14 protein-coding genes and 1 pseudogene are annotated in these 15854 nt (G+C 72.1%); 12 read left to right on the top strand and 3 right to left on the bottom strand.

Going from position 1 to position 15854, the window contains the following annotated elements; all coding sequences use genetic code 11:
- Positions 1–34 precede the first annotated feature (34 nt).
- The 10 genes from AC6F7H_RS02155 to AC6F7H_RS02110 all read left to right on the top strand — a co-directional run bounded on the left by AC6F7H_RS02155 (position 35) and on the right by AC6F7H_RS02110 (position 10232).
- Positions 35–304: an acyl carrier protein gene (locus AC6F7H_RS02155; RefSeq protein WP_500754829.1), complete on the top strand. Its 270-nt coding sequence runs from the start codon at positions 35–37 to the stop codon at positions 302–304.
- Between the two features lie 86 nt (positions 305–390).
- Positions 391–1176 carry a 3-oxoacyl-ACP reductase FabG gene (gene fabG, locus AC6F7H_RS02150; protein WP_500754828.1) on the top strand — a complete coding sequence of 262 codons (786 nt, stop codon included), beginning with the start codon at positions 391–393 and terminating at the stop codon, positions 1174–1176.
- Positions 1177–1220: 44 nt separating this feature from the next.
- Positions 1221–2165, top strand: a complete 945-nt coding sequence (locus AC6F7H_RS02145; RefSeq protein WP_500754827.1) for an aromatase/cyclase — start codon at positions 1221–1223, stop codon at positions 2163–2165.
- A gap of 46 nt (positions 2166–2211) precedes the next feature.
- A complete protein-coding gene (locus tag AC6F7H_RS02140; RefSeq protein WP_500754826.1) occupies positions 2212–4671 on the top strand; it encodes an SDR family oxidoreductase in 2460 nt (819 codons plus the stop codon).
- 61 nt (positions 4672–4732) lie between these two features.
- Positions 4733–6217: an MFS transporter gene (locus AC6F7H_RS02135; protein WP_500754825.1), complete on the top strand. Its 1485-nt coding sequence runs from the start codon at positions 4733–4735 to the stop codon at positions 6215–6217.
- A gap of 232 nt (positions 6218–6449) precedes the next feature.
- Complete coding sequence (locus AC6F7H_RS02130; protein WP_500754824.1) at positions 6450–7166, top strand: 4'-phosphopantetheinyl transferase family protein; 717 nt, start codon at positions 6450–6452, stop codon at positions 7164–7166.
- Positions 7167–7179: 13 nt separating this feature from the next.
- Entirely contained in the window at positions 7180–8817 is a 1638-nt protein-coding gene (locus tag AC6F7H_RS02125; protein ID WP_500754823.1) for an acyl-CoA carboxylase subunit beta, read from the top strand.
- On the top strand, positions 8814–9077 hold the full coding sequence (locus tag AC6F7H_RS02120; RefSeq protein ID WP_500754821.1) for an acyl-CoA carboxylase epsilon subunit: 264 nt from the start codon (positions 8814–8816) through the stop codon (positions 9075–9077). Before AC6F7H_RS02125 ends, AC6F7H_RS02120 begins: the two co-directional genes overlap by 4 nt.
- 52 nt (positions 9078–9129) lie before the next feature.
- A complete protein-coding gene (locus AC6F7H_RS02115; RefSeq protein WP_500754819.1) occupies positions 9130–10041 on the top strand; it encodes an alpha/beta hydrolase in 912 nt (303 codons plus the stop codon).
- Positions 10042–10055: 14 nt separating this feature from the next.
- Entirely contained in the window at positions 10056–10232 is a 177-nt protein-coding gene (locus AC6F7H_RS02110) for a hypothetical protein (RefSeq protein WP_500754818.1), read from the top strand.
- A gap of 86 nt (positions 10233–10318) precedes the next feature.
- Here AC6F7H_RS02110 and AC6F7H_RS02105 read toward each other — a convergent pair whose 3' ends face one another.
- The 3 genes and pseudogenes from AC6F7H_RS02105 to AC6F7H_RS02095 all read right to left on the bottom strand — a co-directional run bounded on the left by AC6F7H_RS02105 (position 10319) and on the right by AC6F7H_RS02095 (position 12375).
- Positions 10319–10486, bottom strand: a complete 168-nt coding sequence (locus tag AC6F7H_RS02105) for a hypothetical protein (protein WP_500754817.1) — start codon at positions 10484–10486, stop codon at positions 10319–10321.
- A 230-nt stretch (positions 10487–10716) separates the two neighbouring features.
- Positions 10717–11063 (bottom strand): annotated as a pseudogene (locus tag AC6F7H_RS02100) (ABC transporter permease family protein); the annotation flags it as partial.
- 55 nt (positions 11064–11118) lie between these two features.
- Complete coding sequence (locus AC6F7H_RS02095; protein ID WP_500754816.1) at positions 11119–12375, bottom strand: FAD-binding protein; 1257 nt, start codon at positions 12373–12375, stop codon at positions 11119–11121.
- A gap of 189 nt (positions 12376–12564) precedes the next feature.
- Between AC6F7H_RS02095 and AC6F7H_RS02090 the strand changes: the two genes are divergently transcribed.
- Positions 12565–13884, top strand: a complete 1320-nt coding sequence (locus AC6F7H_RS02090) for a radical SAM protein (protein ID WP_500754814.1) — start codon at positions 12565–12567, stop codon at positions 13882–13884.
- 250 nt (positions 13885–14134) lie between these two features.
- Positions 14135–15655 carry a cellulose binding domain-containing protein gene (locus tag AC6F7H_RS02085; RefSeq protein WP_500754812.1) on the top strand — a complete coding sequence of 507 codons (1521 nt, stop codon included), beginning with the start codon at positions 14135–14137 and terminating at the stop codon, positions 15653–15655.
- The last annotated feature ends 199 nt before the right edge of the window (positions 15656–15854 follow it).

The raw sequence follows: 15854 nt of genomic DNA, 5'->3' as shown, positions 1-15854 counted from the left end.
TCCCCGCAGTTGAGAGAGAAGGACGGAAGAAGACATGGACACCCAGACCTTCACCCTGGAGAACCTCAAGCGCATCCTGCGCGAAGGAGCCGGTGCCGACGAGAGCGTCGACTTCGACGGCGACATCCTCGACATGGACTTCGAGGAGCTGGGCTACGAGTCGCTGGCGCTCCTGGAGACGTGCGGCCGGATCGAGCGCGAGTACGGCATCACGCTCGACGACTCGGTGGTCAGCGAGGTGCGCACGCCACGCCGCATGGTCGAGGCCGTCAACGAGCACCTCGGCCAGGTGGCGCCCGCCTGAGTGTCGCCTCCCACCACCTCTTCGGCACCCGCATCTCGTAACCCGCGAGCCACTCCCGTACCCCTCGTACCTCTGAAGGAGCAGTCATGCCCGGAAACGACCGACCCGTCGCCCTCATCTCCGGCGCCACCAGCGGTATCGGCCTGGCGGTGGCCCGGCTGCTGGCCACGCAGGGGCACCGCGTCTTCATCGGCGCCCGTGACGCCGAGAACGTCGCCGCCACGATCAAGACCCTGCGCGAAGAGGGACTGGAGGCCGACGGCACGGTGCTCGACGTGCGCTCCCCGGACTCCGTCGACGCCTTCGTCCAGGCGGCCGTCGAGCGGTTCGGCACGGTCGACGTCCTCGTCAACAACGCGGGCCGAAGCGGCGGCGGGGTCACGGCCGACCTCGACGACGAGCTGTGGAACGACGTCATGGAGACCAACCTCACCAGCGTCTTCCGCCTCACCCGCGCAGTACTGAACACCGGCGGCATGCGCAACAAGGACCGCGGCCGGATCATCAACATCGCCTCCACGGCAGGGAAGCAGGGTGTGGTGCTCGGAGCGCCCTACTCCGCCTCCAAGCACGGCGTCGTCGGTTTCACCAAGGCCCTCGGCAACGAGCTGGCGCCGACCGGAATCACCGTGAACGCGGTCTGCCCCGGGTACGTCGAGACGCCGATGGCCCAGCGCGTACGGGCCGGCTACGCGGCGGCGTACGACACCTCCGAGGACGCGATCATGCAGAAGTTCACCGCGAAGATCCCGCTCGGCCGCTACTCCACCCCCGAGGAGGTGGCCGGCCTGGTGGGCTACCTCGCCTCCGACACGGCGGCCTCCATCACCGCGCAGGCCCTCAACGTCTGCGGCGGCCTCGGCAACTTCTGAGCCGTGCCCGCTTCCTGAGCTGACGACCCGAGGAGATGAAGAGCATGTCCGACTCCCAACCACGCGAGGTGGAGCACGAGATCACGGTCTCGGCCCCGGCCGCGGAGGTGTACCGGCTGATCGCCGAGGTGGAGAACTGGCCGCGGATCTTCCCGCCCACCATCTACGTCGACCACGTCGAGCGCTCCGACGACGAGGAGCTGATCCAGATCTGGGCCACGGCCAACGGCGAGGCGAAGAACTGGACGTCGCGCCGCTTCCTGGACCGCGAGGCGATGCGGATCACCTTCCGCCAGCAGGTCTCGACCCCGCCCGTCGCGACGATGGGCGGCACCTGGATCATCGAGCCGCTCTCGGCCACTGAGTCCCGCATCCGGCTCCAGCACGACTACACCGCCGTCGACGACGACCCGGCCGGGCTCGCCTGGATCGAGGAGGCCGTCGACCGCAACTCGCGCTCCGAGCTGGCCGCGTTGAAGGTCAGCGTTGAACTGGCCACCGCCTCAGAGGAGTTGACCTTCTCCTTCGAGGACACCATCGAGATCGAGGGCGCCGCCAAGGACGTCTACGACTTCATCAACGAGGCCGGGCTCTGGTCGGAGCGGCTGCCACACGTGGCGGTCGTCCGGCTCACCGAGGACAGCCCGGGCCTCCAGACCCTGGAGATGGACACCCGCGCCAAGGACGGCTCCGTGCACACCACGAAGTCGTACCGGGTCTGCCTGAACGGCGAGAGGATCGCGTACAAGCAGACCACCCTGCCGGCCCTGATGAACCTGCACACCGGCCTCTGGACCTTCCGGGAGACCGACACCGGGGTCGCCGCCACCTCGCAGCACACCGTGGTCATCCGCGCCGAGAACATCGGGAAGATCCTCGGGCCGGAGGCGGACGTGGCACAGGCGAAGGAGTACGTGCGGTCGGCGCTCAGCACCAACAGCCGCGCGACTCTCGGCCACGCCAAGGACTACGCCGAAGCCCGGCGCTGACGCCGTGCGGGCCCCCGTCACCACGGATGTCGTCGTGGAAACGGCCATGGACAGGGATGTCGTCGTCGTGGGCGCGGGCCCCGTCGGGCTGATGCTCGCCGGGGAGCTGCGGCTCGGCGGCGCGGACGTGGTCGTGCTGGACCGGCTGGACGCACCGACGACCGAGTCCCGCGCCTCCACCCTGCACGCCCGCACCATGGAGATCCTCGACCAGCGAGGGCTGCTGGACGAGATCGGCACCCCGCCGGACGAGCCCATGGGCCACTTCGGCGGCCTTCCGATGGACCTGCGGCTGCCCGGCCCGTACCCGGGCCAGTGGAAGGTCCCGCAGACCCGCACCGAAGAGGTCCTCGGCGCCTGGGCCGTACGGCTCGGCGCCGAGGTGCGGCGCGGCCACCGGGTCACCGGTCTGGAGCAGCACCCGGACCGGGTCGTGGTCGAGGCGGCGGGGCCTGGTGGTGCTCCGGTACGGGTCACGGCCCCGTACGTCGTCGGGTGTGACGGCGAGGAGTCCACCGTGCGCCGCCTCGCCGCCATCGCCTTCCCCGGCACCGACGCCCGACGCGAGCTGATCCGTGCCGACATCGACGGCATCGACATCCGCGGCCGCCGCTTCGAACGGCTGCCGCGCGGACTGGCGATCGCGGCCCGCCGGGCCGACGGCGTCACCCGCGTGATGGTCCACGAGTTCGGCCGGACACCACGCGCCGCACAGGCGTCCTTCGCCGACATCGTGGACGCCTGGCACAACGTCACCGGCGAGGACCTCTCGGCCGGAACTCCTTTGTGGGTCAACGCGTTCGGCGATGTCTCCCGACAGGCCGAGCGCTACCGGCACGGCCGGGTGCTGCTTGCCGGCGACGCCGCCCACGCCCAGATGCCGATCGGCGGCCAGGCCCTCAACCTGGGCCTCCAGGACGCGGTCAACCTGGGCTGGAAGCTGGCGGCGGTGGCCGGTGGCCGGGGCCCGGACCGGCTGCTGGACTCGTACCACGAGGAGCGCCACGAGGTGGGCCGCCAGGTCCTCTCCAACATTCGCGCGCAGGCCCGGTTGCTGCTCGGCGGACCGGAGGTCACGGGGCTGCGACAGGTGATCGGCGAACTGCTCCCGTACGAGGCGGTGCGGGCCCGGTTGGCGGGGATGGTCAGCGGTCTGGACATCCGGTACGGCGGTACGCCCGCGGATGCGGGCCGTCCGGGCGGCGGGCCGCACGCACTGGCGGGCCGGAGGTTGCCGCCGGTCTCGCTGGAACTCCGCCCGTCCCGGTGCCGTGCGGTGCTCCGGGGCGGCGCGGCGGGTTCGTCGGCGTACGGCGTCGAGGCCGGCGGCCCTGACAGCGGCGGTCCCGAGACGGACGGCTCGTCCGTGCGTACGACGGACCTGCTGCGAGGCGCGCGCGGAGTGCTGCTGGTGACGGCGGACGAGGAGGAGCGGCGGCTACTGCTCACGGGGGCCGCCGGGCCGTTCGACCGGAGCGTGGACGTCGTGACGGCGTTCCGGCCGGTGGACGATCCGGCCGGGTCGCCGCTGGACGGTGTGGATGCCGTCCTGGTCCGGCCGGACGGGTACGTCGCCTGGGCCGGCACGTCGGCCGCGGGCCTCGAAGCGGCGCTCGCCACGTGGTTCGCGCGGGACACCCGGATCGCGCGAACCTCCCGGGTCACCTCGAAGACCAGGCCCACCGAACGACACCCATCACCCACGGGCCCGTACATCGGCTCACACATCGGCAGGAGAGAGAACATGGGCAAGCTCACCGGAAAGACGGCACTGGTCACCGGCGCGAGCCGGGGCATGGGGCGGGCCACCGCCGAACGGCTGGCGCGGGAAGGGGCGCTCGTCGCCGTCCACTACGCGACCGGCGCGGACGCGGCGACCGAGGTCGTGGAGCGCATCGAGAAGGACGGCGGACGCGGCTTCGCCGTCCAGGCCGAGCTGGGCGCGGCCGGCGGCGTCCACGAACTCTTCCTCGGGCTCGAAGAGGGCCTCAAGGAGCGCACCGGCTCCACGGAGCTGAACATCCTGGTCAACAACGCCGGGGTGATGGGCGGGGTCGCGGCCGAGGACACGACTCCGGAGCAGTTCGACCGTATCTTCGCGGTCAACGCGAAGGCGCCGTTCTTCATCATCCAGCGGGCCCTGACCAGCATTCCGGACGGCGGCCGGATTGTGAACATCTCCTCCGGCCTCACGCGCTTCTCCAATCCGGACGAGATCGCCTACGCGATGAGCAAGGGCGCCGTCGAGATGCTCGCCCTGCACTTCGCCAAACTGCTCGGCCCGCGCAACATCACCATCAACTCCGTCGCGCCCGGCATCACCCGCAACAGCAATCCGGTCTTCGACATCCCGGAAGCCGTCACGGCCATGGCGGGGCTGTCCACCTTCAACCGGGTGGGCGAACCCGAGGATGTCGCCGACGTCATCGCCTTCCTGGTCTCCGACGACGCCCGCTGGGTCACCGGCTCGTTCGTCGACGCGAGCGGCGGCACGCTGCTCGGCTGACCGCCGTCCCCGACGTGAGCGGCGGAGCCCCGCCCTCCCCGACCCGCTGGAGCGCCGGACCATGACCAGTTCCTTCGTACCCTCGCACACCGCACCCGCCCCGGCACACGCACCGTGGAGCCCCCGGATGTGGGGGCTGCTGGTCGTGCTCGCCGGCAACATGCTCATCGACGCGCTCGAGGTGTCCGTGGCGCTCGTGGCGCTGCCCGCGATCGGCACGGACCTCGGCGCGTCGCTCACCACGACGCAGTGGACGATCACCGGATTCGCCGTCGGCTTCGGCGGCCTGATGCTGTTCGGCGCCCGTGTCGTGGCGCTGCTGGGCCGCCGCCGGGTCTACCTCGCCGCCCTCCTCGGCTTCGCCGCCGCCTCGCTGATCGGCGCGCTCGCCGAGGACCCCTCGCTCCTCACCGCCACCCGGGTGGTGAAGGGCTTCTGCGCGGCGCTGACCGCACCCACCGGGCTCGCGATCATCGCCACCACCTTCCCGGAAGGCACGCCGCGGAACCGGGCCCTGTCCGTCTACACCCTCTTCGGTGCCGGAGGATTCACCGCCGGGCTGCTGCTCTCCGGCTGGCTGACCGGCTTCAGTTGGCGCCTGACCTTCGCCTTTCCGGCCCCGGCGGTCCTGGTGCTGTTCGTTCTGGGCCTGCGGCTGATCCCGGGCTCGACACAGGACGGTGCGGAGCGGCCGGGCGGCGGGACGGCACAGCCGCCGTCCGGCGCGGCGCGGCGGCGTTACGGCTTCGCGAGCGCGGTCGCGTTCCTCGTAGCCCTGCTCGCTCTGGTCCAGGGCATCACCTCGGTGCCCGCGCACGGCTGGGCCGACCTCCGCTCCACCGGCCTGCTGGTCCTGACCGGAGTGCTGCTCAGCCTCTTCGTCGCCCTCGAACGCGCCTCGGCCGAGCCGCTCGTACGGTTCGCCGCGCTCCGCAGCGGCGCGATGATCCGCTCGGCGCTCGGCGCGACCTGCCTCAACGGCTCTTATCTGGGGATGCTGTTCATCGCCGGTCACCAGCTCCAGAGTCTGGCGGGCTGGTCTCCACTGCGGACCGCGGCCGCCTTCCTGCCGGCCGCGGCTCCGCTGGTGGTGACCGCGCTGCACTCCGGACGGATCGTCGCCCGCTTCGGCGCACCGCGCCTGATCGCGGCCGGTGCGCTGCTCCCGTTCGCGGGCTACCTGCTGTACCTGCGCACGCCCTGGCCACTGGCGTACGCCACCGGAATCCTGCCGACGATGCTGCTGGTGGGGGCCGGTTTCGTGCTCTCCTTCGCCGCGCTGAACAGCCAGGCGACCTCTCAACTGCCGCCCGCCGAACGGGGAGCGGCCAGCGGCCTCTACCAGACCGGCGTCCAGGTCGGCGCCACGCTCTCGGTGGCCCTGGTGGCCGCGCTGCTCACGGCGTGGACTCCACCGGCCGGAGCGGTCCCGGCGGAGATCGCGGCGGCCTGTCGCCCGGCGCTGACCGTGGTGGCCGCGATCGGAGGCCTCGGCCTGCTCACCGCACTCACCGGCCTGCGCTTTCGGCGTACGGGACCGCCCTGACGGTCCGTGTGCGGCGCGGACGGACCGGGCGTCCGTGCGGTGGCTCCGGGCCCCACTGAGCGCACCGGACCACAGCCCCGGCTCCAGGCCACAGGTCGGCGGCCCCCAGGCCCTGGCCCTCGGTCCCAGGCCCCTCGGCCCCCAGGGACATCCATGGACGCCGCGCACGCCTCCGCTCCCACCCTCACCGGCCCACCGCCGCCCCGCCCCAGGCCACGTGGACGTCCGGCTCGTGCGCCCGCCTCTTCCCGGCCTGCCGGACCAGACCGCCGGAGGACTCAGCGCCGCCGAACTCCGGCGCGCGGCCTCCTTCGTGCGTCCCGCCGACCGGGCCGCGTACGCGACCGCGCACACCGTGCTGCTGCGGCGGCTGCTCGGCGGCCACCTCGATTGGCCGCCCGCCGCCCTCACGTTCGTACGGGATCCCTCTCCCGGCTGCGCGGGGCCGCACGGCCGGCCCGCCGTGGTCCCAGCCGGCGGACCGCCGCTGCACTTCTCCCTGGCGTACAGTCGGGGCCTGATCGCCGTCGCGGTCGCTCCGCGCGTCATCGGCGTCGACGTGGAACGGCTGCCGTCACCGGAGACCGTGGAGGCGTGCGCCCGCGCACTGCATCCGGGAGAGCAGGCGGAGCTGGAGGCCGCGCCGCCGGGCGAGCGCCGGGCGCACTTCGGCCGGTTGCGGACCCGTGAGGAGGCGTACCTCAAGGCGCTCGGCACCGGCCTCTCCCACCATCCGCGCACCGACTACCTGGGGTCCGACCTGCGGCGCAGGCCGGCCCGTTGGGCAGTCCTGGACCTTCCCGCCGGGCCGGAGCACGCGGCGGCGATCGCGGTGCCCGGCGACCGCCCGGAACACGGCACCCTCCGGTGGCTGCCCGAGGAGTCCCCGTACAGCGACGGCGCCCCGGGCCCGAACTCCGGCAGCACGATCACCCGAAGCTCACGTTGAGGAGCGTGCACCCATGTCGACCGACGAGAAGACCACCGCACAAACCACCTCTCGGCTCACGTCACGGGCCGCCGCCACCCGGCTCGCCGCGCGCGGCCACTGGACGGCCATGGAGCGCCTGGAGGAACTCGGCCTGATCAAGGAGGAGGCCCACAAGGGGCCCGACCCGCGGGCCACCGAACGCCAGCACGCCAAGGGCAAGCTGACCGCCCGCGAACGAATCGACCTGCTCCTGGACGAGGGCACGTTCACCGAGGTCGAGCCGTTGCGCCGGCACCGTGCCACCGGCTTCGGCCTGGAGGACAAGCGACCTTACACGGACGGGGTCATCACCGGCTGGGGCACGGTCCACGGCCGGACCGTCTTCCTGTACGCGCACGACTTCCGGATCTTCGGAGGCGCGCTGGGCGAGGCGCACGCGGCCAAGATCCACAAGATCATGGACATGGCCCTGTCGGCCGGCGCGCCGCTGGTCTCGCTCAACGACGGCGCGGGCGCCCGCATCCAGGAGGGAGTCTCCGCGCTCGCCGGATACGGCGGCATCTTCCTCCGCAACACCAAGGCGTCCGGCGTGATCCCGCAGATCTCCGTCATGCTCGGCCCGTGCGCGGGCGGCGCCGCCTACTCACCGGCACTGACCGACTTCGTCTTCATGGTCCGCGGGATCGCCCAGATGTTCATCACCGGCCCGGACGTCGTGGAGTCCGTGACCGGCGAGAAGATCAGCCAGAACGGACTGGGCGGAGCCGATGTGCACGGCTCGACCTCCGGCGTGGCGCACTTCGCGTACGACGACGTCCGCACCTGCATGGAGGACGTCCGCCACCTGCTGTCGCTGCTGCCCGCCAACAACCGGGACCTGCCCCCGGGCGCTCCGGTGACCGACCCGGTGGACCGGCCCACCGACCGGCTGCTGGAGTTGGTGCCCGACGATCCGCAGCGGGTCTACGACATCCGGACCGTGATCGAGGAGATCGTCGACGACGGCGACTACTTCGAGGTGCATCCGGCCTGGGCCACCAACATCGTCTGCGCCCTGTCGCGGATGGGCGGCGAGGTCGTGGGCATCGTCGCCAACCAGCCCGCCTCCTCCGCGGGCGTCCTGGACATCAACGCCTCCGAGAAGGCTGCGCGTTTCGTCCAATTCTGCGACGCCTTCAACATTCCCCTGGTCACGCTGATCGACGTACCGGGCTTCCTGCCGGGCGTGGACCAGGAGCACAACGGCATCATCCGGCGGGGCGCGAAGCTGCTCTACGCGTACTGCAACGCCACCGTCCCGCGGGTCTCGCTCGTCCTGCGCAAGGCGTACGGCGGCGCGTACATCGTCATGGACTCCCGCTCCATCGGAACCGACCTCGCGCTCGCCTGGCCCTCGAACGAGATCGCCGTCATGGGTGCGGAGGGCGCGGCCAACGTCATCTTCCGCCGCGAGATCAACGAGGCGGAGGACCCGGAGGCGGTGCGGCAGCAGAAGATCAAGGAGTACCAGGTGGAGTTGATGCACCCGTACTACGCGGCCGAACGCGGCCTGGTGGACGATGTGATCGACCCGCGCCAGACCCGGCGGATCATCATCCGGTCGCTGGCGATGCTGCGCCACAAACACGCCGACCTGCCGTCGCGCAAGCACGGCAACCCGCCGCAGTGACCGCGCCCGGCGGCGAGACCGCCGCAGTGACCGCGCCCGGTCGCGAGACCGCCGCCACCTTCCGGATCGTCAGCGGACAGCCCACCGCCGCCGACCTCGCGGCCCTGACCGCCGTCCTGCTGAGCCGGCTCGCGGCGACCGGCACCCACGCGGACGACGGCGCCGGGACCCCGCGCACGGCCGGCTGGCGCCGCCCGGAACGAGCGGTCCCGCACCGCGATCCGCGCGACTGGAGGGTGTCGGGGAGCCGTATGTCCTGAGCGGGCCCGCAGCTTCTGGTCCATCCCTCCGTGCCAAAGGAGTTCCGATCCGATGCCCCAGCTGTCGCCTGTCGCCGTCGCGGCACCGCAGGTCCGCGCGACGACCCTGCACGCCGACGGCCTCACCCTGTCCGCGCTGCTCGCCGAGCCGGTGGACGCGGCGCCGCGCGCGGTCCTCGTCGCCCTGCACGGTGGAGGCATGCGCGCCGGTTACTTCGACAACCGTGCCCGCCCCGGCCTCTCCCTCCTCGCGCTGGGAGCCCAGCTCGGCTACACCGTGCTCGCCGTCGACCGGCCCGGTTACGGACTCTCCGCCGCGCGGCTGCCCCGCGGTCTGGCCCTGGCGGACTCGGCCCCGGTCCTGCGCGCCGCGCTGGCCGACTTCTCGGCGCGGTACGTCACCGGGGCCGGCCTGTTCCTCGTCGCCCACAGCTACGGAGGCAAACTCGCGCTGGCGGCCGCCGGCGCGTTCGGGGACGTGCTGATCGGCATGGACATCTCCGGACTCGGCAACCGCCTCGCCGTCGCCCCGCACCAACTCCCCGGACCCGGCGGCCAGGGCGAGTGGCGCAAGCACTGGGGCGCCCTGCGCCTCTACCCGCCGAACGCCTTCCGGCTCGGGCAGGCGCTCCTCTCGCAGGTCCCGGAGATCGAGGCGGCGCAGGGACGGTCGTGGCCGGAGCTGTATCCGGAGCTGGCCGCACGGGTCCGGGTCCCCGTCCGCTTCACGTTCGCCGAGCAGGAGCAGTGGTGGCGGTACGACGAGGAGGCGGTGGCGGACCTGACCCGGCCGTTCGTGTCGGCCCCGGTGCGCGTCGACCACCAGCCCGACGCGGGCCACAACATCAGCCTCGGCTGGGCGGCCCGCACCTACCACCTGCGGGTCTGCGGATTCCTGGAGGAGTGCCTCCTCGCACGCGACGCGGCGGTCCCGCAGCGTCGGCCTGTGGGGGCGGCCCTATGAACGCGGGAGGCACCATGCCGAACCTCATGCTCGACCACGACAACGTCCCGGGCCCGACGACGTGCACGTGTTCGCTCCTGCTCGCGCGCCCGGCCAAACCGCAGCGCCCGTTACGGCCCGTGCGCCCGGCCCTCCTGGCCGGTGAGGAGCCGGACGCTCCCGACCAGCACATATTCCGGGGTACCGACTGAGCTACGCCGACGAGGAGACCCGGACCCGTCGGCCCTCGCCGTCGGAGAGGAAGGCCGCCATCTGGGCGGCCTTCCTCTCCGAGCCCTCATCGTGTCTTGACCTGCTGGTAGGTGTGTTCGCGAAGGGCCAGGGGTTTCATCGCCTTCTCGGCGAAGGCGACCTCGGCCACCCAGGTGGCGGTCTCGTTGCAGGCGCGCAGGGTCGCCTCCGGCGCCGCCGCCTGCACCGGCGTCGGCAGGAGTCTGACCCGCACGACCGGCTTCACGATCACCGATCGCAGACACCCGCACGACGCCGCAGCACGCGTTCCCCACCGGCCATCCCATCGAGTGAAACCCGGCACTACCGGGTCCGACTCGTCCTGCCCCGCGAACAAGATCTGGCCGCTGCGCGGCCGGACGGACACAGCGACATCGCGGCGCTCCGTGCCGCGATGCACGAGGATGCGGTTCCTCCCGGGGCTGCCCCCGAAGTCCCTCGCAAGAATCCGCTGGAGAGACCCGGGATGATCAGGCCCCAGTAGCTGTCCACCCGGCTGAGGGACGGGACCAGCACGAAACGGGGACGAAGGCGCCCGCGGTCGGAACCATCAGGGTTCCCGGCACTGCGTAGAGAACCTTGTCGGCGTGCCGGTAGGGGATGCGGGCCAGTCCGTATCCGGCGAGCGAGCAGAACAGCAGGGTGCCGGCCGTGTGGAGGGTTTTGACGACCGCCGAGTTCCAGAGGGAGCGGGCGAAGGCGACCGCGGGATCGTCGAACGGTTCGGTGACGTAGCCCCACTGGATGTCGGACGGGAAGGACATCCACTCCTCGCCGGTGATCTCGGGGTCGGCGGACGGGGTTTGGAAAGGGGCTTCATGAAGTCGGTTCCAGTCGCTCGGTCGCTCACTCGCCCAGGACGTCCCGGACGAACGTGTTGGTGAACTTCCCCGCGGGGTCCAGGGACCGGGCCAGGGTCCGGAAGTCGTCCAGGCGCGGGTAGCGGGCGCGCAGGTCGGCCGTCGGCGTGGTGAACACCTTCCCCCAGTGCGGTCGCGCCTCGAAGGGCGCCAGCGCCTCCTCCAGCCGCCGCACCACGGGCAGCACGGCCGGGGTGTCCGCCACCCAGGTGAAGTGGGCGGCCACGGTGTCCCGGCCGTAGCAGGGGCTGAGCCACTGGTTGTCGGCGGCCACCGTCCGCACCTCGCAGGTCTGCAGCACGGGGGAGACGGCCTCCCGGATCCCGTCGATCGCGTGCAGCATGTCGAGGGCGAACCGGCGCGGCAGCAGGTACTCCGACTGCAGCTCCGACCCGCTGCTCGGGGTGAACTCCGCGCGGAAGTGCGGCAGCCGCTCGTGCCAGGGCCCCGGTACACCGAACTGCTCCGTGCAGTTCACCGCCGGCATGCCGGGCACGGGGTGCAGTTTCTCGGTCGCGGGCGCGGCCCAGGGGAAGTCCGGCAGCGGCTGGTCCGTGCGCCGCTTCACCCACACCTGCCGGAAGCCCGGCGCGTCCCAGTCGGTGAACAGGCTCACGCTGTACGCGGCCGACATCACCTTCTCGAAGGTGGCGGCGTCCAGCCCGGCCTGCGGGAGCTCGGTGAACAGATGCTGTTCGACGTCGTAGGCGGGCGTCAGGTCCAGGGCGAGTGCGGTGACCACACCGAGCGCGCCGAGCGAGGTGACCGCCCCGCCGAACCGCGCTTCGTCCCCGCGGTCGATCCGTACCGTCGAGCCGTCCGCCGTGACCAGTTCCACCGTGCGCACGGACGAGGCGAGCGGGCCGTTGCCGACACCGGAGCCGTGCGTGCCGGTGGCGACCGAGCCGGCCACCGAGATGTGCGGGAGCGACGCCATGTTCGCCAGCGCCAGTCCGTGCCGGTGCACCTGCCGGGCCAGCTCGGCGTACCGCACACCGCCGCCGACCCGGACCGCCTTGGCCGCCGTGTCCACGTCGATCTGCGGGGGCAGCGCGTCGAGGGAGAGCAGGACGCCGTCCGCGCCGGCCTCGGCGATCTCGTTGAAGGAGTGCCCGCTGCCCAGGACCCGCACCCGGGAGCTCCCGGCGACCAGCGCGCGCAGCGCGTCCAGGGTGTGCGGGCGGTTCAGCTCCTCGGCGGCGTACGTGATGTTGCCGGCCCAGTTGGTCACGGTCCCGGTCATGCGGCGGCCCCTCCCCGAGTCGTCGAGCGTGTCGGGGACATCACATCACCGCGCCGACCGGCCCCGATGCCGGGGGCCGCCGGACCGTTCACCGGACCCGGTTGCACACCCGAGGGGGCCGGGGGCATACCGTGAGGAGTCGTACGTCCGAGCCGGGAGTCGTACGTCCGAGCCGGAAGGAGACACGGGATGGGCAGCCGGACCGCGCTGGTCGAGGATCTTATGGAGCGGTTCCCGCACGTGCCGCGCGAGGCCGTCTTCAAGGAGGACCTGCTCCGGGGCGGTGTCGCCTTCGACTCGTCCGCGCTGAGCGACAACGAGAACGGCGAGGTCAAACCGAAGTCGTACTTCATCTTCTCCTTCGACCACGGCACGCTGCCCGAGCTGGGCGAGGCCGCGCTGCGGCGCCCGCCCGAGGAGATCATCCTCACCGGCGGCCCCTACGACCTGCGCCGGACGGTCGTCTCCGTCCGGGTGAACCCGGCCTCCCCGTACCGGGTCGCCGCGAACGAGGACGGCGTGCTCGGCCTCTACCTCGACGGGAAGCGCATCGCCGACGTCGGCGTGCCGCCGATGCCCGAGTACTACCGGCACACCCTCGCCAACGGGAAGTCCGTCATGGAGGTGGCCCCGACCATCCAGTGGGGCTACCTGATCTACCTGACCGTCTTCCGGGTCTGCCAGTACTTCGGTGCCAAGGAGGAGTGCCAGTACTGCGACATCAATCACAACTGGCGCCAGCACAAGGCGGCCGGCCGTCCCTACACCGGGGTCAAGGACGTCGAGGAGGTCCTCGAGGCCCTGGAGATCATCGACCGGTACGACACGGCGAAGGCGTCCACCGCCTACACCCTCACCGGCGGCGCGATCACCAAGACGGTCGCCGGCCGTGATGAGGCCGACTTCTACGGGCACTACGCCAAGGCCATCGAGGAGCGCTTCCCCGGCCGCTGGATCGGCAAGGTCGTCGCCCAGGCGCTGCCCAAGGACGACGTGCAGCGCTTCAAGGACTACGGCGTGCAGATCTACCACCCCAACTACGAGGTGTGGGACCGCCGTCTGTTCGAGCTGTACTGCCCGGGCAAGGAGCGCTACGTCGGCCGCGACGAGTGGCACAGGCGCATCCTGGACTCCGCGGACGTCTTCGGCGCGCGCAACGTCATTCCCAACTTCGTGGCGGGCGTGGAGATGTCCGAGCCGTTCGGCTTCGCCACCGTCGACGAGGCCATCGCCTCGACCACCGAGGGCCTGCGCTTCTTCATGTCGCACGGCATCACGCCCCGCTTCACCACCTGGTGCCCCGAGCCGACGACCCCGCTCGGCAAGGCCAACCCGCAGGGAGCGCCGCTGGAGTACCACATCCGGCTGCTCGAGGCGTACCGCGCCACGATGGACGAGTTCGGTCTGGCCTCGCCCCCCGGCTACGGCCCGCCCGGACCCGGCCGTGCGGTGTTCTCCGTGAGCTCCTTCATGGACAGCCTCCCGGAGCAGGAGCCCGTCGAGGCGTGAGAACTCCCGGGCCCTTCGAGGGCCCTTGAGCAAGGCCGAGAGGGCCGGAACCGGGACGGTTCCGGCCCTTCCTGCGTATGGTGCCCGAGGGGGCGTGCGCGGGCGTGCGCGGGCGCCGTGGCGTGCGAAGTGGAGACAGCGCTTGTCAGTTGTGTCGACAGCGTGAAAAGCTCGTCCATCGCCCCCGTGGTTTTCCCCAACTGCGTTGTCAATGTCACGAGTTGACCTCGTTCGTGGATGCAGGAGACTCATGCCCGACCTGCCGGCCCCCCAGGACGCCACCGAGGTGGCACTGTTCTCCGAGTGCTGGGACGCGGTGCTCTCCTACGCCGACCTGTGCACGGCCGGTTCCACCGCCGCCGCGCAGCTGGCGCGCGAGGCGTTCGCCCAGGGCATACGCGAGGTGCGCGAAGCGGAGGCGACCACCGTACGCGCGGCCGGCCGCCGCTCGTCCAGGCTGCCCCGAATACCCCTGCTGCTGACCGCCGTTCGCACCACCGCGGCAGCCTGGGAGGAGAGCGGACAGGGACACCGGCTCGATCCCGACCTGCGGCTGTGGCTCCACTCCGAGAACGCCGCCCGCTTCACCGGCCCGCCGCTGTCGCGCCCGGTCGCCCTGCGCGGACTGCGCGATCTGCAGCAGGCCGACGCCGAACTGCTGTGGCTGGCCGAGGCGGAGTCCCTCCCGCTGCCCCTGGTGGCCCGTCGGCTGGGCCTCGACCCTGACACCGCCGCCGACGAACTCGCCCAGGTCCGCGGCTTCTTCCGGGACCGGTGCCACCGCAACCACCTCGACTCCCCGATGGACGCGGAGTGCCGCAGCTACGCCCGGCTGCTGGACGCCGTCACCCGCTCGCCCGCCGCCGACACCCCCGGCGACCTGTCCAAACACCTCGCCACCTGCGTGCGGTGCGCCGAGATCGCGGCCTGTCTTCGGCTGCACGACGGCGGGCTGCCCGGCGCCCTCACCGGCGGGGTCGTCGGCTGGGGCGGCCTGGCCTATCTGGAGCGCCGCCGCCGCGCGGCCGAGGCGCGGCTCGGCCCCGGCCGCCCCGACGGCCCCGACGGCCCCGGCGTGGGCGGCGACCCGGCCGACGGAACCGGCCGGGCACGTGCCACCCGCAACGGGCTGCTGGTCGCCGCCGTCCTGGTGTCCGCCCTCGCCCTCGCCGTCTCCCTGATGCCGTTCGGTGGTACGGAGGCCGACAGCGCGATCCGCACCGGCGCCGACCCCGGACCGGTGGCCGACCCGGGCCCGTACCCGCCCGCGGCGCCCGCCCCCACCGCCTCCGTCACTGCCTCCGGCCCTGCCCCCTCCGGCACTCCCCGACCGCCCTCCGAAGGCGCCCCGGACCCGGCGAAACCCGACCCCGACCCCGACCCCGACCCCGACCCCGAGCCCCAGGGCAGCACCACCGCCACCGCCGAACCCCGGACCACCGCGCCCAGCAGGCCGGCCGTCTGTCACGCCGCGTACGACCTGGTCAACCAGTGGCCCGCCGGCTTCCAGGCCACCGTCACCGTCACCACGACGGAGCCTCTCGACTCCTGGCGCGTGGCCTTCACCTTCGAGGACGGCCAGCGCGTCACCCAGATGTGGGACGCCGGCGTCAGCCAGAACGGGTCCCGCGTCACCGCCACCGCAACCGACTACAACAAGACCGTCCCCGCCGGCGGGAAGCTCGCCTTCGGCTTCATCGCCTCCTGGAACGGCACGAACTCCCCGCCCTCCGACATCACCCTCAACGGCCACTCCTGCACGACCGTGTGACGCGACCCGGCCCGAAGCCTTTGGGCATCGGGGTGCCCGTTAAACAGGTGGCGCCCCTGGCCGGCGGTCTCCTACAGTGAGGGCCGCAGCACACAAGCGGCGCGCGCATGCGCCGTGGTCCGCTGCCGCCGGATCGAGTGAGGGACGGGAGGTGTGACCGATGGCTGTCTTCGTGATGGGCGCTGCCCGCATCCAGGAA

Source organism: Streptomyces sp. MMS24-W38 (genome assembly GCF_059889265.1).
This window is presented reverse-complemented; position numbering and strand designations above follow the sequence as displayed.